General features: G+C 65.7%; 16 protein-coding genes, 2 other RNA genes and 1 pseudogene. 15 read left to right on the top strand and 4 right to left on the bottom strand.

The genetic code is table 11. The annotated features are described in order from the left end of the window. The first annotated feature begins 60 nt into the window (after nucleotides 1–60). The 4 genes and pseudogenes from J7360_RS14545 (at nucleotide 61) to J7360_RS14530 (ending at nucleotide 4,902) form a co-directional block, all read left to right on the top strand. Nucleotides 61–2,490: pseudogene (locus tag J7360_RS14545) on the top strand (DUF1631 domain-containing protein). Further along, the gene (locus J7360_RS14540; RefSeq protein ID WP_057661606.1) at nucleotides 2,487–2,834 is read left to right on the top strand and encodes a PilZ domain-containing protein; all 348 of its coding nucleotides are present in this window, start codon (nucleotides 2,487–2,489) and stop codon (nucleotides 2,832–2,834) included. Before J7360_RS14545 ends, J7360_RS14540 begins: the two are co-directional and overlap by 4 nt. A 206-nt stretch (nucleotides 2,835–3,040) precedes the next feature. Beyond that, a complete protein-coding gene (pepQ, locus tag J7360_RS14535; RefSeq protein WP_057661629.1) occupies nucleotides 3,041–4,366 on the top strand; it encodes a Xaa-Pro dipeptidase in 1,326 nt (441 codons plus the stop codon). Between the two features lie 137 nt (nucleotides 4,367–4,503). After that, nucleotides 4,504–4,902 carry an XVIPCD domain-containing protein gene (locus J7360_RS14530; protein WP_057661626.1) on the top strand — a complete coding sequence of 133 codons (399 nt, stop codon included), beginning with the start codon at nucleotides 4,504–4,506 and terminating at the stop codon, nucleotides 4,900–4,902. A gap of 162 nt (nucleotides 4,903–5,064) precedes the next feature. Here the strand turns inward: J7360_RS14530 and J7360_RS14525 are convergent, their stop codons facing one another. Further along, complete coding sequence (locus tag J7360_RS14525; protein WP_057661604.1) at nucleotides 5,065–6,393, bottom strand: aminopeptidase P N-terminal domain-containing protein; 1,329 nt, start codon at nucleotides 6,391–6,393, stop codon at nucleotides 5,065–5,067. Between the two features lie 8 nt (nucleotides 6,394–6,401). Then, a complete protein-coding gene (locus J7360_RS14520; RefSeq protein ID WP_057661602.1) occupies nucleotides 6,402–6,944 on the bottom strand; it encodes a YecA family protein in 543 nt (180 codons plus the stop codon). A gap of 235 nt (nucleotides 6,945–7,179) precedes the next feature. On the opposite strand from J7360_RS14520, the gene J7360_RS14515 reads away from it, so the two are divergent. The 8 genes from J7360_RS14515 to J7360_RS14480 all read left to right on the top strand — a co-directional run bounded on the left by J7360_RS14515 (nucleotide 7,180) and on the right by J7360_RS14480 (nucleotide 11,778). Further along, nucleotides 7,180–7,401, top strand: a complete 222-nt coding sequence (locus tag J7360_RS14515) for a TIGR02449 family protein (RefSeq protein WP_209034143.1) — start codon at nucleotides 7,180–7,182, stop codon at nucleotides 7,399–7,401. Beyond that, nucleotides 7,398–7,697 carry a cell division protein ZapA gene (locus J7360_RS14510; RefSeq protein WP_005911936.1) on the top strand — a complete coding sequence of 100 codons (300 nt, stop codon included), beginning with the start codon at nucleotides 7,398–7,400 and terminating at the stop codon, nucleotides 7,695–7,697. The genes J7360_RS14515 and J7360_RS14510 overlap by 4 nt, the downstream gene beginning before the upstream one ends. Before the next feature lie 95 nt (nucleotides 7,698–7,792). Further along, a non-coding RNA gene (ssrS, locus tag J7360_RS14505) (6S RNA) lies at nucleotides 7,793–7,976 on the top strand. A 320-nt stretch (nucleotides 7,977–8,296) separates the two neighbouring features. Then, nucleotides 8,297–8,887 (top strand): 5-formyltetrahydrofolate cyclo-ligase, encoded by a 591-nt coding sequence (locus J7360_RS14500; RefSeq protein WP_057661601.1) that lies wholly within the window; start codon nucleotides 8,297–8,299, stop codon nucleotides 8,885–8,887. Beyond that, nucleotides 8,884–9,360 (top strand): EVE domain-containing protein, encoded by a 477-nt coding sequence (locus tag J7360_RS14495; RefSeq protein WP_022558552.1) that lies wholly within the window; start codon nucleotides 8,884–8,886, stop codon nucleotides 9,358–9,360. Before J7360_RS14500 ends, J7360_RS14495 begins: the two co-directional genes overlap by 4 nt. Before the next feature lie 92 nt (nucleotides 9,361–9,452). Continuing rightward, on the top strand, nucleotides 9,453–10,100 hold the full coding sequence (gene rpiA / locus J7360_RS14490; RefSeq protein ID WP_007967672.1) for a ribose-5-phosphate isomerase RpiA: 648 nt from the start codon (nucleotides 9,453–9,455) through the stop codon (nucleotides 10,098–10,100). Nucleotides 10,101–10,276: 176 nt separating this feature from the next. Then, nucleotides 10,277–10,726 (top strand): DUF192 domain-containing protein, encoded by a 450-nt coding sequence (locus J7360_RS14485; RefSeq protein WP_007967674.1) that lies wholly within the window; start codon nucleotides 10,277–10,279, stop codon nucleotides 10,724–10,726. Between the two features lie 170 nt (nucleotides 10,727–10,896). Next, entirely contained in the window at nucleotides 10,897–11,778 is an 882-nt protein-coding gene (locus tag J7360_RS14480; protein ID WP_014090972.1) for a SirB1 family protein, read from the top strand. Between the two features lie 145 nt (nucleotides 11,779–11,923). On the opposite strand, the gene J7360_RS14475 is transcribed toward J7360_RS14480, so the two are convergent. Next, the gene (locus J7360_RS14475) at nucleotides 11,924–12,163 is read right to left on the bottom strand and encodes a rubredoxin (RefSeq protein WP_008575804.1); all 240 of its coding nucleotides are present in this window, start codon (nucleotides 12,161–12,163) and stop codon (nucleotides 11,924–11,926) included. 23 nt (nucleotides 12,164–12,186) lie between these two features. Between J7360_RS14475 and thiE the strand changes: the two genes are divergently transcribed. Both thiE and J7360_RS14465 read left to right on the top strand, forming a co-directional pair. Beyond that, nucleotides 12,187–12,804 carry a thiamine phosphate synthase gene (thiE, locus tag J7360_RS14470; RefSeq protein ID WP_042676135.1) on the top strand — a complete coding sequence of 206 codons (618 nt, stop codon included), beginning with the start codon at nucleotides 12,187–12,189 and terminating at the stop codon, nucleotides 12,802–12,804. Between the two features lie 63 nt (nucleotides 12,805–12,867). Further along, a non-coding RNA gene (locus J7360_RS14465) (sX9 sRNA) lies at nucleotides 12,868–12,941 on the top strand. Nucleotides 12,942–13,147: 206 nt separating this feature from the next. Here J7360_RS14465 and J7360_RS14460 read toward each other — a convergent pair. Further along, on the bottom strand, nucleotides 13,148–16,327 hold the full coding sequence (locus tag J7360_RS14460; RefSeq protein WP_007967681.1) for a TonB-dependent receptor plug domain-containing protein: 3,180 nt from the start codon (nucleotides 16,325–16,327) through the stop codon (nucleotides 13,148–13,150). Nucleotides 16,328–16,628: 301 nt separating this feature from the next. On the opposite strand from J7360_RS14460, the gene hemL reads away from it, so the two are divergent. Next, the gene (hemL, locus tag J7360_RS14455) at nucleotides 16,629–17,918 is read left to right on the top strand and encodes a glutamate-1-semialdehyde 2,1-aminomutase (RefSeq protein WP_057661596.1); all 1,290 of its coding nucleotides are present in this window, start codon (nucleotides 16,629–16,631) and stop codon (nucleotides 17,916–17,918) included. Nucleotides 17,919–18,232 lie beyond the last annotated feature (314 nt).

Raw genomic sequence — 18,232 nt, 5'->3', positions numbered from 1 at the left:
TCAGCGAAAAAACATGCTACATAGCTCACGCTTTGAACCGAGCCAGCCTCCTCCCCCCGGATGTCCATGCACGTGTCTCCCCTACAACCTGCAGTTAGCGGCCCGATTGCCGATGCGCCGGTGTCCGCGCGCGGCCGGCGATTGCTCGGCATGCTGCACGCGCAGTGCGTGCAGGCGCTGAGCGGACCGCTGCGGCTGACCGTGGTCGAGCTGGAACGCGAGCTATTGCATCAGGCCGAGCATGCACGCAATAGCCAGATCCAGGCTGAGACCTACGCGCAGATGCGCGGCCTGCGCGATCACATCGATCGCTTCCCGCAGGCATTCCTGCAGGAATTGGCGCAAGCGCTGGCCAGCCTGCGCGAACGCCCGGTACTGACACCATCGACCGATACGCCTGCGCAAACACAGATGCTGACCCTGGTCGAAGACACCGATATCGACCGCGACATCGTGCTGAGCGACATCGCACGTCGCGAGACATCGCGGCGCGCCGATGCACTGCTCTTGCTGGCGCAGCGCCTGGCGGTGATCGGTACGGTACCCGAATTCGAGCTGGAAGAATTGCCGCTTGGCCCGTACGCGCTATGCCGCATCGTGCGTCAGTGCGGGGAAACGCTGGGGCTGAGCCTGGATGGACAGCTGACGCTGTACAAGGTGTTCGAGCGCCAGGTGATGGACCGACTGGGCGATCTGTTCGAAAGTGCAAACAGCGCGCTGGCCCAGGAAGGCATCCTGCCGGGGCTGGTCTATCACCCGTATCTGATCAAGCCCACGCAGGTGCAGGCGCGGCGTGCGCCACCGGCAGCGGCGCCCGGGTCGAAAGATGCTGCCGCAATGAACAAGCCTGGTGCCGGCCCGCGCACGCCGCGGCCGGCCACCGGCTGGGCAGGCCAAGCCGCACCGACGGCGTGGCAGAGCGCCTTGCTGGATCCCGCTGCCGCGCCACCAGCAACGGCAATCGCTCCACCCGCGCAGGCGCTGTCGCCGGCGCTCAGCGATGCAGTGCAGGCGCTGGGCGGCTTGATGGCATCGGCACGGCAGTCGCAGGCAGCGGTGCACGCAAGCCACGCAGGCACGAGGGCGCCCGTCCATCACTAGGTCGTGGCGCCCTCTCCCACCTCGCTTGCCGCTGTCGCCCAGGCATCGCAGCACAGCGCCGCCGCTGCGGTGCCCAAGGCGGCGCTTGGCGATGCCTTGGCCAGCCTGCAAGGTGCGCTGGCCACGCAGGCGGCAGCAACGCCACACGCATCCGGCATCGATGCGGTGCAACGGCAGGTGCTGGAGGTGCTGCGTCGCCAGCACGGCCCCGATGCCGCGCTATCGCCGCAGGACAACGACACCTTCGATCTGCTCGGCCTGCTCTATGCGCAAATGCAGCGCGAAGTGCGCGAGCAAGCTCCCGCCCAGGCGTTGCTGGCCAAGTTGCAGGTGCCGGTGGTGCGCGCGGCGCTGACCGACGCGCATTTTTTCGTGCGCGACCAGCACCCGGTGCGCGAATTGCTCAACACCGTCGCCGAGTCCGGGGCCATGTGGCTGGGCGAGGACGATGCCGACCCGCACCTGCTGCACAAGCTGGGCAGCGCGGTCGACAAGATCGTCAACGACTACCAAGGCGACGAGGCTGTTTTCGCCGCGGCCAACGACGACATCCAGACGCATCTGCGCACCCTCGCGCGCAAGGCCGAGGTGGCCGAGCGGCGGCATGTGGATGCTGCGCGCGGAAAGGAGCGGCTGGAATCTGCCAAGCAGCAGGCCGAAGCGCGCATCGAGCAGCTGTGCGAACAAAGCGCGCCGCCGCGCTTCGTGCAATCGCTACTGCGCCAGGCCTGGTCGGACGTGCTCACGCTGACCTTGCTGCGGCAGGGCGAGCAGTCGCCCGAATGGGACGAACGCCAGGCGCTGACCGCACGCATTGGCGAGGTGACCTGCCGCAGCAAGGGCCAACCCATCGACATCGCACTGGGCACCGAGGTGGAAACCGCATTGCTGCAGGTGGGGTATCACCACGATGAAGCAGCGGCGATCGCACGGCGTTTGTCCACGCCCGGTGGCGAGGACGAGGTGACCTCGCGCACCGAGCTTGCCGCCAAACTCAAGGCACGCGCGCGGCTTGGCGAGCAGGGCGACAGCGCTGCGCGCAAGCAGGCGGCCACGCCGCGCACGCCTGCCGAAGAGGAGTGCTACCTGCAGGTGCGCAGCTTGCCGTTCGGCACCTGGTTCGAATTCGTGGTCAACCAGCAAGGTGACCTGCGCCGGCAACGCCTGTCCTGGTACAGCCCGATGACCGGCAACGCGCTGTTCGTGAATCAGCGTGGGCAGAAGGTGGGCGAGCACTCGCTGGACAGCCTGGCACGGCTGATGGCCGGTGGGCAGGCACGTTTGGTGGTGGAAGAAAAATCGCGTCTGATCGATCGCGCCTGGCATGCCACCGTGCGCACGCTGCGCAGCCTGGCCGGCCAGTCGCCTGTCGCCGAGGCCCAGCCATGATTCAGGACACCCGCCGCGCACCGCGCCGCCAGCCGACCGACCTGCTGCCGGTCATCGACACGCTCAGCGAGGCGCAGATCGGCCGGGTCGGCAATGTGTCCGAAACCGGCATGCTGTTGTTGGCCTCGGTGCCGCTGCACGACGATGCCTTGTACCAGTTGCGCTTTTTGCTGCCCGAGCGGGTTGGCCGCGCGACCGAGATCGATGTCGGCGTGCATCTGCTGTGGTCCGAAGCCGCACACGCCCCCGGGCAGGCCTGGGCGGGCTTCCGCTTCCTGACCATGTCCGAGCCGCACCGGCAGCGCCTGCGCGCCTGGATCGCCGAAGAACATCTGGCCGGGTAAGCGCGGCCGGCACACGGCGGCGCAATGGCCAAGCGGGCGCTGCCTATGTGCGTGGCAGCAGGCACGATGCGTCCACGGTTGCTCCTTCGCGCCAACCGTCGCCCATGGACGATTGCACCTTGGTTGTCGGCCATGCAAGGACACAGCGCCATTGCAGGGATTGCGGCAAACTGCGCATCGCCTTTGTATTGCCGATCGAGCCCCGCATGCCCCAGCCCTCCCTGAGCAGCCTGTACTCCGACCACCTGCGCACCCTCGCCGCGCGCGCCGACGAAGCGCTGCAACGCGGCGGTTTCGAGCATCTGGTGGTTCCCAGCGGCAGCACGCATTACCAGCTGTTCGACGACCGCGATTACCCCTACGCGGTAAACCCGCAGTTCAAGGCTTGGGTACCGCTGACGCGGGTCCCCAACAGCTGGCTGGTCTACACGCCGGGCAAGCGCCCGACGGTGATCTTCTATCAGCCGTTCGACTACTGGCATGTGGTGCCCGACGCGCCCAGCGGCTGGTGGGTCGACCACTGCGACATCCACATCATCCGCACCCCGGAGCAGGCGCTGGCGCTGCTGCCCAAACACGCCGAGCGCTGCGCGATTCTCGGCGAGCCGCACAGCACGCTCGGTGCGTATGTGCCGAACAACCCGCAGCCGGTGCTCGATTACCTGGAATACCAGCGCGCGTTCAAGACGCCCTACGAGCTGGCATTGCTGCGCATCGCCCAGCAACTGGCGGTGCGCGGCCATCGCGCTGCGGAAGCGGCGTTCCGCGCCGGACAAAGCGAATTTGGCATCCACATGGCGTATTGCGCGGCAGTGGGCCAGGACGCCAATGACTTGCCGTACGGCAACATCATCGCGCTCAACGAACACGGCGCGGTGCTGCACTACACCGAACTGGGCCAGCAGCCGCCGCAACCGCTGCGCAGCTTCCTGATCGACGCCGGCGCTTCCGCATACGGCTACGCCAGCGACATCACCCGCACCTACGCCGCCGACCCCGGCAGCGACTTTCAGGCGCTGATCGATGCAGTGGATGCCGCCCAGCTGCGCATGGGCCAGAACGTGCGCGCCGGCGTGGACTACAAGCAGCTGCATATCGACGCGCATCTGGCGTTGATGGGCATCCTCAAGGAGTTCGGCATCCTGACCGTCTCGCCGGAAGCGGCGTTGGCCACCGGCGTCAGTGCTGCATTCTTCCCGCACGGCCTGGGCCATCTTATCGGCCTGCAAGTACACGATGTGGCCGGATTTGCCGCCAGCGACCGCGGCGGCCGCATCGAACGCCCGCCCGGCCACCCGTATCTGCGCCTGACCCGCGTGCTGGAGCCCGGCATGGTGGTCACGATCGAGCCTGGCGTGTACTTCATCGACATGCTGCTGGACGAAGTGAAGAAGAACGGCCACGCCGCCAGCGTCGACTGGCAGCGCGTGGAAGCGTTCAAGCCCTATGGCGGCATTCGCATCGAAGATGAGGTGGCGTGCACCGACGGCAGCGCGGAAAATCTGACCCGCCCGGTCTTCGCCGCCGCATGAACATCAGCCGCGCCTGACCACACCACGGCTGGAGTCCCGGGCCAGCATGGCGAACGCTTGAAATGGACGCTCAGCCACGCCATCCACCACCCGATCACGCCCCGCAACGTTTGGGCACCACGCTACGGAACACCGCCATGAACGACCCACGCCAGAGCTCGCACCCGGACCACCCGATGTATCAACAGATCGAACGCGGCGTGCATGCGATCGATGCGGCGCACGGCCGCGCCCCCGACCAGACCAGCGCACGCCTCACCGCCGCCTTGTTGCCGCTGGCCAAGGAAGGTGGGCTGTCACGCGTGGATCATGTGCTGATGAGCGAAGCGAACAATCGCGGCGTGCACGGCGGCGAGAACGTGTTCGTGGTGCAGGGCGATCCGGCCAACCCGGCGCATCTGCGCGCGCACATGAAAACCGAACAGGCGCTGGCCACGCCGGAAGAGCAATCGTTCGAGCGCGCGCGTCAACTCGGCGGGCCGAGCGAGCCAGCGCAACAGCCCGAACGCACGCAGGCGCCGCAGCTGGGCCAATAACTGCAGCCAACATGGGCCTGCGCAGCCGCCAGACGCGTGCAGCCGATGCCCGGAATCGGCGTGCACCACGGCACGACTGCCGCAATTGCGCCGCGCCTGCGGCTTACGTCATGACGCCCGCCACGTCGTGTCGGCCCTTGCCACCTACCCGCGCGCCGGCGCTCACGCGCCGCCGGCCATCTCCGCTTCGATCTCGTCGGCACTGCGCGCCAGCGCATCGGTCAGTACGCGATGGCCATCGGCGGTGATCAGCACATTGTCTTCGGTGCGAATGCCGATGCCGCGCCACTTGGCCTCTACCGACGTGTCGTCGGCCGATACGTAAAGCCCCGGCTCGATGGTGAACACCATACCGGGCTCGAGCAGCCGCGAATCGCCGGCCAACCGGTAGTCGCCCACATCGTGCACATCCAGGCCCAACCAGTGGCCGGTCTTGTGCCGATAAAAGCGCTTGTAGTGTCCATCGGCGATGTTGCGCTCGAGCTTGCCCTTGAGCAGCCCCAGGCGCAGCAGCCCTTCGGTCAAGGTTTCCACCGCCGCCAGATGCCCGGCTTCGTACGCCACGCCGGGCCGCGCCTGTGCAAGCGCAGCCGCCTGCGCAGCGCCGACCAGATCGTGCAATGCACGCTGCGCTGGCGCGAAGCGACCGTTGACCGGAAAGGTGCGGGTGATATCGGCCGCATAGCCGCGATACTCGGCACCGGCATCGATCAACACCAGCTCGCCATCGCGGCTGCGCGCATTGTTGGCGCGATAATGCAGCACGCAGGCGTTGCTGCCGGTGCCGACGATGCTGCCGTATGCCGGCCATGCATCGGCAGCGCGGAATTCACGCTCGACCTCGGCCTGCAGTTCGTATTCATGCACACCCGGCCGCGCCAGCCGCATCGCTGCACGGTGCGCGCGCACGCTGATGTCGGCAGCCTGCTGCATCAGCGCAATTTCGTCGCGTGATTTGAACAGGCGCTGCTCGTGCAACAGATGCCCGAGCTCGAGGAATTCGTGCGGCGGCTGCGCCCCGTGGCGCACCTGCTCGCGCACGCGCTTGAGCCAGCCGATCAATTTCAGATCGAAGTCGACATCGCGCCCGAAGTGGTAGTACACGCGGCTACGCCCTTCCAGCAGGCCGGGCAGGATCTCGTCGACATCGTCGATGGGGTACGCATCGTCCATGCCGTAGCGTTCCACCACACCTTCCTGACCTTCGCGCGGGCCATCCCAGGCTTCGCGCTCGGCATCGCGTTCGCGGCAGAACAGAATCGCTTCGCCATGCCTGCGGCCAGGCACCAGCACCAGCACCGCTTCGGGCTCCGCAAACCCGCTCAGATACCAGAAATCCGAATCCTGTCGATACGGGTAATGCGTGTCGTGGCTACGCACGCGCTCGGGCGCGGCCGGCAAGATCAGAATCGCCTGATCGCCAGCCATTTGCATCAGCTGCTTGCGCCGGCGCGCGTACTCGGCCGCGCCAATCCCGGTGAGCTTCTTCATGCCGGCAGTCAGTTCAGACGCTGGCGAAAGCGCGGCCCCATCACGCAGTCGCCATGCAGCAACAGCACCGCCACGCGCACGAATTCTTCGATCTCGGCCAATGCAGTGTCGTCCTCGTCGGCCGTATCGAAGTCGTCGCTGGAGGCCTGCGCCAGACGCGCCAGATCCTGCAGCGCTTCCTCTCCTTCTTCGCTCAGCGCCGGACGCTGCTGCGCAGCCAGGCCGAAGCCGCCCAGAAAGGCGCGGCACCAGTCGAACAACGCATCGGTGCGCGCCGGCAACGGGGCGCCGTCTTCGACCAGCAGCAACTCGAAGGCGAAATCGCGGTCTTCCAGTTGCGCCACGGTGGCCTGCCGCAGCTGATCCAGCGCCCCGCCCTGCCTGGGTGCCACCTGACCGCTGTCGGCCAGAACGCGCGCCAGCCAGTCGGCACTGTCGGCGCCGCCGCCGGAGAGCCACCCGCACAGCCCACCATGCAACTCCGCTGCAGAGGACGCCAGCGCGAGCTGACGGCTTTCGTGTTGCACAGCGGTTACGTCGGGCAGATCCATCGGGTCATCCAGGCTGAAGAGCGAAAGGTGCCGGCGCACGGCCGGCGATATGACTTCCCAGTGTACCAAGGCGGCCTGCGTGGGCCGCGATCTGCGCGTTTCAGCGCGCGTTCCGCGCCTGCGATGCCGGCTGTCTGGATCCTGTGCCAGGCCTTGCAGGGCTTGTGCTGACGCCGGGAATCGGGGCAGGCATGGGCGCTTGACCACCCCGCGCACGCGCCCCTATCGTGAGCGCATGGACAACGCTGCCGCCCTCGCTCAGATCAGCGCACTCGCCGCCCGCGTGGAGGCGTTGGTGGAGCGTACCCAACGGCTTGCCGACGAGAATCGCAGCTTGCGTCATCAACAGGAGCAGCTCATCGGCGAGCGCTCGCAACTGTTGACCAAGAACGAGCAGGCGCGCTCGCGGGTGGAAGCGATGATCGCCCGCCTGAAGTCATTGGAGCAGCACACGTGAGCAACAACGAACCGGTCAGCGTCCGTATTCTGGATCGTGAATACACGGTGGGCGTGACGGCGGACGAGCGCGAAAGTCTTACCGCTGCCGCGCGGCTGCTGGATCTACGCATGCGTGAGATCCGCGGCAGCAATCGCATGGCGGCGGTGGATCGTGTCGCGGTGCTGGCTGCGCTCAATCTGGCGCATGAGTTGCAGCAACTGCGCGAACAGCAGGCGCGCTACGATCGTGAGCTGGCCAATACGCTGGACACCTTGAATCGCCGGCTCGACAGCGTTGCCGACACACCGCGCTGAGTGGAATTCGCACTGCCATCGCAAATATGAATCCTCAAGCCCGCTGACCGACGATTGGGCTAGCCATCGCGGCACAGAGGTCTATAATTCGCCTGCGTTCTCTGCTGTAAACGACAGCGTGCAAAACATTCGCCTTGTCCCTTAATTACGACCACGGGGGCGCGACGAAGCCGGGTGTGCAAGTCCGCCTTGTAGCGGGAAGCCCGATGGCCTCACAACGTCCCCACTTGAACCCCGGGTTCAAGGTCGTTTAGCCCGCATCGTCACGGCGGAGAATGCAAATCTGAAACGGCGCCTTCGGGCGTCGTTTCTTTTTGCGCGTCTGAAGATCTGGCATGCGGTAGCTGAAGCGGCACGGCCGGTGTGTTGCGGTCGCGGTGCTGGTGCTGTGTCGGTGGCGTTGCCGCATGTGGCGACGCGCACGCTGCAGCGCCCATGCACGTGCAGATGCAGGGGACATGTCCCGGCAGTGCGCACACCGTATGGCTCCATCGGCACGCCCGCAACGCAGGCGCAGCTGCGGCCCGCATCGCACGCCACGCTAGGCAGGCGCGTGCGCGCATTCGACAATGCAGCACCGATTGCGCTGCGAGATACCGATGACCGAGGACCGAGACGCGTTGCGCAAGCAGTTGCGCGCACACCGCCGCAGCCTGCCGGCGGCGCAGCGCTTGGCCGCAGCCGATGCGTTGGCCGGGCGTTTGCTGGCGCTGCCGTTCGCACCGCATAGCGGCGCCGTGGCCGGCTACTGGGCGATGGATGGCGAAATTGCGCTGCATCGCTGGCAGCTGACCCTGCCGGCGGGGTTGCGCTACTGCCTGCCAGTACTGGATGGACGCGTGCTGCGCTTCGCACCGTGGCGGCCGGGCCAGCCGCTGGTGAGCAATCGCTACGGCATTCCGGAGCCGGATGTGGCAGCCGCCGACACGCTGGCACCGGAGGAGATGGCACTGGTGGTCACGCCGCTGACCGGTTTCGATGCGGCGTGCCGTCGGCTGGGGATGGGAGGCGGCTGGTATGATCGCAGCTTCGCGTTCCGGCATCGCCAGGCGCCGCCTCCCTGGCTGGTCGGTGTCGGCTTCGCTGCGCAGCAGGTGCCCGCCCTGCCCTCCGAAGCATGGGATGTGGCGGTCGACGCCATTTGTACCGAACACGCCACCTTCCTGAAAGACGACACCGTTTCCGAATGACTGCCCGCAAGCGCTACTGGTTGATGAAGTCCGAACCGGACACGTTCTCCATCGATGATCTGGAACGTGTCGGCACCGAGCCGTGGAACGGCGTGCGTAATTACCAGGCGCGCAACTTCATGCGCGATGGCATGCACGTGGGCGATGGCGTGTTTTTCTATCATTCCAACTGCAAGGTGCCCGGCATCGTCGGCATCGCCAAGGTGGCGAGCGCGGCGTACCCGGACGACACCCAGTTCGACCCGTCCTCCGACTACCACGATCCCAAGTCCACGCGCGAAGACCCGCGCTGGATGCTGGTGGACGTGGCGTTCGAGCGCAAACTCGCACGCACGATTTCGCTGGACGAAATCAAGCAACAGGCCGATGCGCTGGGCGAAGGCTTCCCGCTGATCGCGCGCGGCAACCGCCTGTCGATCCTGCCGGTCACCGCTGCGCAGTGGAAATTGTTGCTGGCGATGGAATCGCCGTGATTCGGGATTGGGGATTCGCTCAATCCCCGCAGCCCGACGTGCAACGCTCCGACGAATCCCGACTCCCCAATCCCCAATCCCGAGCCTCAACAATGTCCGAAGCAAAGCGCCTGGCCGCCGAGAAAGCGATCGATTACGTGGAAGACGGCATGATCGTCGGAGTGGGCACCGGCTCGACGGTGGCTTACTTCATCGACGCGCTGGGCCGCATCGGCCATCGCATCAAGGGCGCAGTATCCAGTTCCGAACAGAGCAGCGCGCGCCTGCGCCAGCAGGGCATCGAGGTGCTGGACCTCAATCACACCGGCAATCTGTCGCTGTACGTGGACGGTGCCGACGAGTGCGACCCGAACCGCTGCCTGATCAAGGGCGGCGGCGCGGCGCTGACGCGCGAGAAGATCATCGCCGAAGCCAGCGAGCGCTTCATCTGCATCGTCGACCCGAGCAAGCAGGTGCCGGTGCTGGGCAACTTCCCGCTGCCAGTGGAAGTGATTCCGATGGCGCGCAGCCTGGTCGCCCGGCAGATCCTGGCGCTGACCGGCGGCCAGCCGGTGTGGCGCGATGGCGTGGTGACCGACAACGGCAACGTGGTGCTGGACGTGCATCACCTGCAGATCACCGACCCGGTAGGGCTGGAGCGCAGCTTGAACCAGATTCCTGGCGTGGTCTGCGTGGGTTTGTTCGCGCGGCGCCCGGCCGACGTGGTGATCGTGGGCGGCGAGCCACCGCGGGTGATCTAAGGATCGCGTGCGGGCCTTCGCATGCGCAGTGACGGCCCGCATCGCGAAGCGATGGCGGATCGCCCACATCGCGCTTGCAGCAACCGCACAACGCACAACGCACAACGCACCGCAGCAGCTTGACGCACGCGGCCGCTTGGCAGATGGTGCGGCTTCCTTGCCAGTTGGTATGCCGCATGCGTTGTGTTCGTTTTCTGATCCTTGCGCTTCTGGTCCTGCTTGGCGGCTGCGCCAGCAGCGGCGACAGCTGGGTGGAACTGGCAGGCACGCGCTACAAGGTAGAACTGGCGCGCAACGATGCCGATCGCGCCAAGGGGCTGATGTTTCGCGATGCCATGGACCAGGACCGCGGCATGCTGTTCATCCACGACCGCCAGGAGCCGATGGCGTACTGGATGAAGAACACCAAAATTGCGCTGGATATCCTGTATTTCGATGAACAGCGCCGGCTGGTTTCCCAGCAGCGCGATGTGCCGCCGTGCTCGGCCGGCGACGCCTGTCCGCCCTACCCCAGCAAGCAGCCCGCGCGCTACGTGCTGGAGCTAAATGCCGGCCAGGCCGCCAAGCTCGGTCTCAAGGATGGCGCCACGCTGCGCTTCAGCCCGGACATCCCGACCCTCAAATAAGCGGCTGCGCGCAGGCTCTGGGGCCATGCCAGCCAGGGGCATGGCGGCCTGCCGTCGGGTGAGACCTGCGCGTCACCTTCCCGAACGGGCGCCTGCAGCCGTCGGACGCAGAGCCGCCTGTCAGCGTGACGCATTCATGCGGCCCGCGTCCCTGTCAGGAAGTACCGGACTTGAACCCTGCGCCGCTTGCCGACACTCTTGGCAGCATGGTCGACATGCTCCCACTTCCCCATTGGACCGCGCTCGCCAGCCTGGACGACGATGCGGTGCCGTTGATGTCCACCGCGCTACTGATCGCGCGCGACGAGTATCCGCAGCTGGATGCCGAGCTGTACGACACGCTGGTGCAGAGCCACGTCGAGCATCTGCGCCGGGAAGTGGACGCAATCGATCTTTGGCCGCTGAAGATGGCGGCGGTCAATCGCTACCTGTTCGACGAGCTGGGCTATTCGGGCAATCACGACGAATATTACGACCCGCGCAACAGCTACCTCAACCAGGTGTTCGAGCGCCGGCTGGGCAATCCGATTTCGCTGGCGATGGTGCAGATCGAAGTGGCGCGCCGGCTGGGCATCCCGTTGGCGGGGGTGTCGTTTCCCGGCCATTTCCTGGTGCGTCTGCCGGTAGATGACGGCGTGCTGGTGATGGACCCGTTCAACGGCGGCCGTCCGCTGGGCGTGGATGAGCTGCGCGAACGTGCCCGCCCGCATCTGGGCGGTGAAATTCCCGACGACCGCGCGCTGGCGCAGATTCTCGACCCCGCCCCGCACCGCGCGATCTTGATCCGCATCCTGCGCAACCTGCACGGTGTCTACGCCGATGCCGAGCACTGGGACCGCGCCGCCCGCAGCGCCGACCGCATCCTGAAGCTGGTGCCCGACCAACCCGAGGCCCTGCGCGACCGCGGCATGGCCTATCTGCATCTGGGCCACCGCAACGGCGCACGCCACGATCTCTCGCGCTACCTGGTGCTCAACCCGGGCGCGCAGGACGCGGCCCATCTGCACGAACACCTGGTGGAATTGAACAGCCAGCGCGCGCGGGCGCATTGAGCCGGTCTACGCGCTGGTTAGGTAGGCCAGGCTACCCAGACAGGGCATCGCCGTGTGGTTCTCGGCAACGTACGCATTCGCCTGTTCCCATCGCAACAGCATCACGGTAGAGGACACTGCCTGATTGCACGCCGTTGGCGGCAGCTCAGTCGATCTCCACCATTTCAAAGTCTTCCTTGGTCACGCCGCAATCGGGGCAGGTCCAGGTGTCGGGGACGTCCTGCCAGCGGGTACCCGGGGCGATGCCTTCTTCGGGGATGCCGTCGGCCTCATGGTAGAGAAACCCGCAGACGACGCACATCCAGGTACGGTAGGTGGTCGTGGATGTCTCGCTCATCGGATAATCGCGGTCATGCAACAGTGGGCCTGCATTGTCCCATCCCATCCACCGCTTTCGGAAGCGTTGCCATGCCCAACCGTCTTAACGTTCGCGGCGTCTACCTGATCACCCCCGACGAGCCCAACACGCAGCGCCTGCTCCTGCGCACGGCGCCGTTGCTGGGGTCGATCACCTGGCTGCAATACCGCAACAAGCAGGCGGATGCGGCGCTGCGGCTGCGCCAGGCCAGCGCCCTGCGCGAGGCATGCGTGGCCCATGGCGTGCCGTTGATCATCAACGACGATGCGCAGCTGGCGGCCCAGGTCGGTGCGCAAGGCGTGCATCTGGGCGAAGACGATGGGGACGTGGCGGCAGCGCGCGCGCTGCTGGGCAGGCAGGCCATCATTGGGGTGTCGTGCTACGACGACATCGAGCGCGCGCGCGCCGCAGCGAAAGCGGGCGCCAGTTATGTGGCCTTCGGTGCGTTTTTCCCGACCACCACCAAGCAGACCACCCGGCGCGCGACGCCTGCATTGCTGCAGCAAGCCGCCGGACTCGACCTGCCGCGCGTCGCGATTGGCGGCATTGCGCCTGCGCAGGTGCCTGCGCTGGCGAGTGCGGGTGCGGACTTGATTGCCGTGGTCAGTGGCGTTTACGCGGCGCCTGATCCGGTCGCGGCGGTGCAGGCGTATCGCGACGGGTTTTGATCAAGAGCAGCTCACGACACTTCTGCGCAGCCGCCAGGCGGGCACGGCCGATGCTTGGAATCGATGTCCGCCCGTGCGCCCCGGTTCCTCCGCGCCGTCCGCGTCCACCTGACGGCTGCTCGCTGCGTCTGTTGGCCACGATACGGCAGCTTTTCAGGCAATGAAGCTGAAGTCTGCCGCTTAGTCGTCCAGCCTTGAGTCCACTTGACGCAGCCAAGCCACCGCGCAGGCGGCGTGTTCTCGCTCATCAGAATGATGTCGATTTCAGCGCCACCCCCAAAAACAAAACAGCGACGCGTGCCATCACGCGTCGCTGCCTGGACTGCAGTTATCAATGACGCGATTAGAAATCGTAGCTCAACGTCACCCGGCCCGAGCGCGGCGCCTGATAGGCGACGACCTGGTCCCATAGCGGGTTGGTGGTGTTGTCGGGCAGCTGCGAGAACGGGTAGATGTTGGTCGCGGTCTGCTCGTTGGTGATGTTGAATACGTCAAAGCGCACTGCAAGCTTGCCGTCGGCAAAGGCCGGCTTGTAGGTCACGCCCATATCCAGCTGCGCAATCCAGCCCAGGCGCCCCTGCGAGCCGGGAGGCGATGCCACGCCGGTGCCGGTCTCCGGGTTGTAGCAGTAGTGGTACGGGCCGCCGGTAATTGCACTGCCGCCATAGCCGGCCGGATCGCGGCCGCTGTATTCGGTTCCGTAGTAGTTGCCCAGGCAGTTGTGCGGAGCGCCGGAAATCAGGCTGAAATTGGCCGAGGCGCCCCATTGCGGGGTGAACTGGTAGAAGCCGAACAACTTGAGCTGATGACGGTGATCGTTGGATTGATCGCCGTTGAAGTGTTCCATCAACGCCGCGTGATCCCAGCTCTGCGTGGTCGAGACCGAGGCCTGGCCCTGATAGCTACCGAGCGCGCCGCCGGTGCGCCATAGATCCGAACGCACCTGGCCTTCGGTGGTGCCGTAGCTATGCGACCAGACGTAGTTGACCTTGGCATACCACTTGCCGTCGAACGGACGCTCCAGATTGAATTCCACCGCCGAATAATTGCGCTTGAACTTCGGAAAACCTGCCGCCTCACGGCTCACCGATACTTCATGGAACTGGCCATCGGTGCCGATCACCCCCCAGGTATTGGTCTGGCCCGGATTGATCAACGATGCGCCCGCCACCTTGGAAAAATCGATGGTCACGCCTTGCGCCGCTGCCGCATCGATCAAGGCGGTGTTGGAGACATCGTAGTTCTGGTCGTCGATGCCGGCATTGAGGCGGCGATGCGTGCCGCGCACGCCCAGCACCCAGCCGCTATCGAGTTGCTTGGTAAACCCGAGGATCAGTTCGTCCTGGTTTTCGCCTTCGATGTCCTTGGCCACCGCGGTGCGTACATCGGCGATGCGACCGAAGCGCGAATTGGCCGACACCGCCGAGCCCAGCTGCTGCGCGAGGATCGGCGTGCCGTCGGCATTGATGCCGCTGTAGGTGTAGTAGGTATCGGTGGTGGTGGCCGGGGTGAACAGACTCACCGCCGATAGCGGCAGACCGAGGTAGTAACGGCCAAGGTTACCGAACACCTTCAAGCTGGAGTCGCCATTGACGTCCCAGCTGAAGCCCAGGCGCGGCGCCCACGCGTTGTCGATTTCGATATAGGGATCGCCGAACGGGGTGTAGTTGGTGAACTCGTCCTTGCGCAAGCCCAGGCTCAGCAGCAGATTGTCGGTGACCTGCCACTTGTCTTCGATGTAGTAGGCGCGCTGCTTGGCTTCGTACGAATACAGGCTGGTGTTGATGTTGCGCACCACGTAATAGCCACTGGATCCGTTGACCGGATCCACCAAACCCGGGCTTGGCGCACCGATGCCGCCGGCTTCGTTGGCCGATTGGCTGACCAGACCACCGGTGGCCAGCCCGTACGGGTCGTTGGTCTGTCCGTAGGTCCAGGCAAACCCGGGGCCAGAGAGGATCGAGCCCACATCGATACCTTCGGACTTCTGGTTATCGATACCGAAGTTGAGCGTGTGGTGGCCGATGCGCCATTCCAGATTCAGGCGCTGGTTGTCTTTTTTGTACTCGCGGTCCGGCGAGCTGACCGAAGTGACCAGCTGGTTGCCGATGCGCGGTGTGCCGCCGGTGTAGGCAGGATTCTGCAATGCGGCGCTGTTGATCACCGGGCCATTGGCGGCGTTGTAGTTGAACGGCGTCAGCTCGTCCGGTGTTCTCATCTTGCCGTATAGCGCGGTCACGGTGAGGTTGTCGCCCAGATAGCCGGTGTACTTGCCGGTGAACAGCGTCGGCCCGGTTTTCCAGGTGGACTCGTCGGTGAAGTAGGCACCACGCTCACGCGCAACATAGTCGTAGCGATAGATCGAGCCGTTGGTTTCGGCGACGTCGCTGGCACCGGTCACCTCGATCAGGTGGTTGTCGGTGATGTTCCAGTCCACCTTGGCGTACCAGCGTTTCTGCTTGTAGTCGTAGTCGGTGAGGCCACCGGTGCGGCCGTTGTCGGTGTCGCGATTGGTGCCTACGCGTACGCCGTCAGAATTCACCTGCTCGGCGGCCAGGAAGAAGAACAGCTTGTCCTGGATGATCGGTCCGCCGACATAGGCGCTGTAGGTGGTCTGGTTGGCTTCGGCCTCGCTGGCGGGCTGATACAGGCCATTGGCCGCACGCGCATAGCGGTAGGCAGCGTTGTTGATGGTGCTGCCCTGGCTGTCCGGGCGCCAATAGATGTCGCGCTGATTGGCCTTGAGGCCATTCGGCTCCCAGATCACTGCAGCGCCGAACTTCCACTCATTGGTGCCGCGCTTGCCGATCTGGTTGATCACGCCGCCGTTGGCGCGGCCGTACTGCGCGCCGTAGCCGCCGGTGAAGATTTCCTGCTGGTCGATGGCGCCGTAAGGCAGGGTCAGGCCGCCCAGGTTGTTGCTGATGGTGGTGGTGTTGAAACCGTTGAGGTAGTACGCGTTTTCGCTGGCGGCCGAGCCGCCGAAGCTGGGAAGCGAGCCGCCGAGCGGGCCGTTGTCGAAACCGCCGCTGTTGACCACCACCCCCGGTGCCAGCAGCGCAATCGCTTCGGCGGTGCGGCCCAGCGGCAGTTGCTGCAACTGTTCGGCGGTGACGACGGTGCGCGTATCCACGCTGCTGACGTCGATGGTGGTGAGGCTGGCGGCGCTGACGGTGACGCTGTCCAGGGTCTGCACGCCGCTCCCCGCGGCGCTGGCAGCAAACGACACGTCGGTATTGGCCCCGACGGTGATGGCGACGTTCTCACGCGTTTCCACCACCGCGCCTTCGCGCTTGACCGTCACTTTGTAGGTGCCCAGCGGCAGATTGCCGGCGGTGTAGCGGCCGCGCGCGTCCACCGGCACCTCGCGACTGAAGCCGCTGTTGTTTTCCACCAGCACGCTCGTGCCACTGCCCTGCCCCACGCTACCGACGATGCTGCCGGTGGTGGACTGCGCGTGGACGCTGCCCATGGCCACGACCAAGGCCAATGCCAAGGCACGCTTCTGGATACTACGGTTCATGCTCTCTCCCCAGGTCTTGAACTGTCGGCAAGCGACAAACGAACGGCGCCAACGGCCACCGAAATCACACTTTCTGAACATCTACAGCCGGATGCCAATGACTGGGCGCCATCAGCTCATTCCAAACTGTCGATCCCGTCGCGTTCGATCATAGGCAGCCAAGTTCCCCCACCCGCCCACTTCGACGGGTAGGCGGGCGTCCGACGGGTAGGCGCGCGCGGCCGCAGGCCTGACAATGGCGGACGCGATGCCCGCTGCCGGGCGTCGATGCCCCCAATCGGTACTCCTCAAGGATCTGCGCATGAACCATTCCCGCTCCCACGCCCTGTTCGCCCAGGCGCAGACCTTGCTACCGGGCGGCGTCAACTCGCCGGTACGGGCGTTCAAGTCGGTCGGCGGCGAGCCGTTCTTCGTGGCGCGCGCCGATGGCCCCTATCTGTTCGATGTCGACGACAACCGCTACATCGACTATGTGGGCTCGTGGGGGCCGATGATTGCCGGGCACAACCACCCGGCCGTGCGCGAAGCGGTCGAGCAGTCGATCCGCAACGGGCTCTCGTTCGGTGCACCGTGCGCAGCCGAAGTGACGATGGCGCAGACCATCACCCGGCTGGTGCCCTCCTGCGAGATGGTGCGCATGGTCAACTCCGGCACCGAAGCTACGCTGTCGGCGGTACGCCTGGCGCGTGGCGCCACCGGGCGCAATCGCATCATCAAGTTCGAAGGCTGTTATCACGGCCATGGCGATTCGTTCCTGGTCAAGGCCGGCAGCGGCATGCTGACCCTGGGCGTACCGACCTCGCCCGGCGTACCCGCAGGGCTGAGCGAACTGACCGCCACGCTGAGCTTCAACGACTTCGAGGGCGCCACCGCGCTGTTCGACGAGATCGGTGCGGAGGTGGCGGCGGTGATCATCGAGCCGGTGGTCGGCAACGCCAACTGCATTCCGCCGCAGGCCGGCTATCTGCAGCATCTGCGCACGCTGTGCACTAGGCACGGCGCGTTGCTGATCTTCGACGAAGTGATGACCGGCTTCCGCGTCGCGCTCGGTGGTGCGCAGGCGCATTACGGCGTGACCCCGGACCTGACCACCTTCGGCAAGATCATCGGCGGCGGCATGCCGGTGGGCGCCTACGGCGGCCGCCGCGACTTGATGGAGCAGGTTGCTCCGGCCGGGCCGATCTACCAGGCCGGCACCTTGTCGGGCAACCCGGTGGCCATGGCCGCAGGCCTGGCGATGCTGGAGCTGGTGCAGGAGCCGGGCTTCCACACGCGCTTGAGCGAGGCCACCAGCATGCTGTGCGAAGGCCTGGAAGATGCCGCGCGCGCAGCCGGCATTGCCGTGACCACCAACCAGGTTGGCGGCATGTTCGGGCTGTTCTTCACCGACGACGTCGTGGAGAGCTACGCACAGGCCACGGCGTGCGACATCACCAGCTTCAACCGATTCTTCCACGCGATGCTGCAGCGGGGCGTCTACCTGGCGCCCTCGGCGTACGAAGCCGGCTTCATGTCCAGTGCGCACGACGAGGCGGTGATCGAAGCCACGCTGGCGGCAGCGCGCGAGGCGTTTGCGGACGTGGCGCGCTGATCGGCTGGGAATCGGAAATGGGGAGTTGGGAATCGGTGCGCAATTAGCGCGGGGCGTTGAGGGTTTGCGGTGCGCGTGACCGCGTGCCCGCAAGGCTGTGTGGCGGTGCCTCCGAACGCGCGCCACCGGTACCAGGCGACCTCTAGCGTTCCTTCACCTGCGCACAAGCAGGCGCATCTGCCGCGGTGAAGTCCTCGACTCGGCGCAGCACACTTTGCTTTTGTCCTGTCGCTGTCATATGTTTCTGAAAGGTGCTCAGGGACGGGCATGGGTGGGGACCCTCGACGCAGCCGCTGCACCGTCGTCGCCGAATC

The organism is Xanthomonas sp. D-99, from assembly GCF_017746145.1.
Taxonomy (GTDB): domain Bacteria; phylum Pseudomonadota; class Gammaproteobacteria; order Xanthomonadales; family Xanthomonadaceae; genus Xanthomonas; species Xanthomonas cissicola.
This window is presented reverse-complemented; position numbering and strand designations above follow the sequence as displayed.

Excerpts from the sequence above, each read along its gene's own strand:
- J7360_RS14495 (WP_022558552.1), top strand. The coding sequence starts at position 8,884 with ATGACTGCCCGCAAGCGCTACTGGTTGATGAAGTCCGAACCGGACACG.
- J7360_RS14520 (WP_057661602.1), bottom strand. The coding sequence starts at position 6,944 with ATGGATCTGCCCGACGTAACCGCTGTGCAACACGAAAGCCGTCAGCTC.
- J7360_RS14485 (WP_007967674.1), top strand. The coding sequence starts at position 10,277 with ATGCGTTGTGTTCGTTTTCTGATCCTTGCGCTTCTGGTCCTGCTTGGC.
- J7360_RS14525 (WP_057661604.1), bottom strand. The coding sequence starts at position 6,393 with ATGAAGAAGCTCACCGGGATTGGCGCGGCCGAGTACGCGCGCCGGCGC.
- J7360_RS14500 (WP_057661601.1), top strand. The coding sequence starts at position 8,297 with ATGACCGAGGACCGAGACGCGTTGCGCAAGCAGTTGCGCGCACACCGC.
- J7360_RS14515 (WP_209034143.1), top strand. The coding sequence starts at position 7,180 with ATGGACAACGCTGCCGCCCTCGCTCAGATCAGCGCACTCGCCGCCCGC.
- thiE (WP_042676135.1), top strand. The coding sequence starts at position 12,187 with ATGCCCAACCGTCTTAACGTTCGCGGCGTCTACCTGATCACCCCCGAC.
- J7360_RS14475 (WP_008575804.1), bottom strand. The coding sequence starts at position 12,163 with ATGGGATGGGACAATGCAGGCCCACTGTTGCATGACCGCGATTATCCG.
- J7360_RS14540 (WP_057661606.1), top strand. The coding sequence starts at position 2,487 with ATGATTCAGGACACCCGCCGCGCACCGCGCCGCCAGCCGACCGACCTG.
- J7360_RS14460 (WP_007967681.1), bottom strand. The coding sequence starts at position 16,327 with ATGAACCGTAGTATCCAGAAGCGTGCCTTGGCATTGGCCTTGGTCGTG.
- J7360_RS14530 (WP_057661626.1), top strand. The coding sequence starts at position 4,504 with ATGAACGACCCACGCCAGAGCTCGCACCCGGACCACCCGATGTATCAA.
- pepQ (WP_057661629.1), top strand. The coding sequence starts at position 3,041 with ATGCCCCAGCCCTCCCTGAGCAGCCTGTACTCCGACCACCTGCGCACC.
- hemL (WP_057661596.1), top strand. The coding sequence starts at position 16,629 with ATGAACCATTCCCGCTCCCACGCCCTGTTCGCCCAGGCGCAGACCTTG.
- rpiA (WP_007967672.1), top strand. The coding sequence starts at position 9,453 with ATGTCCGAAGCAAAGCGCCTGGCCGCCGAGAAAGCGATCGATTACGTG.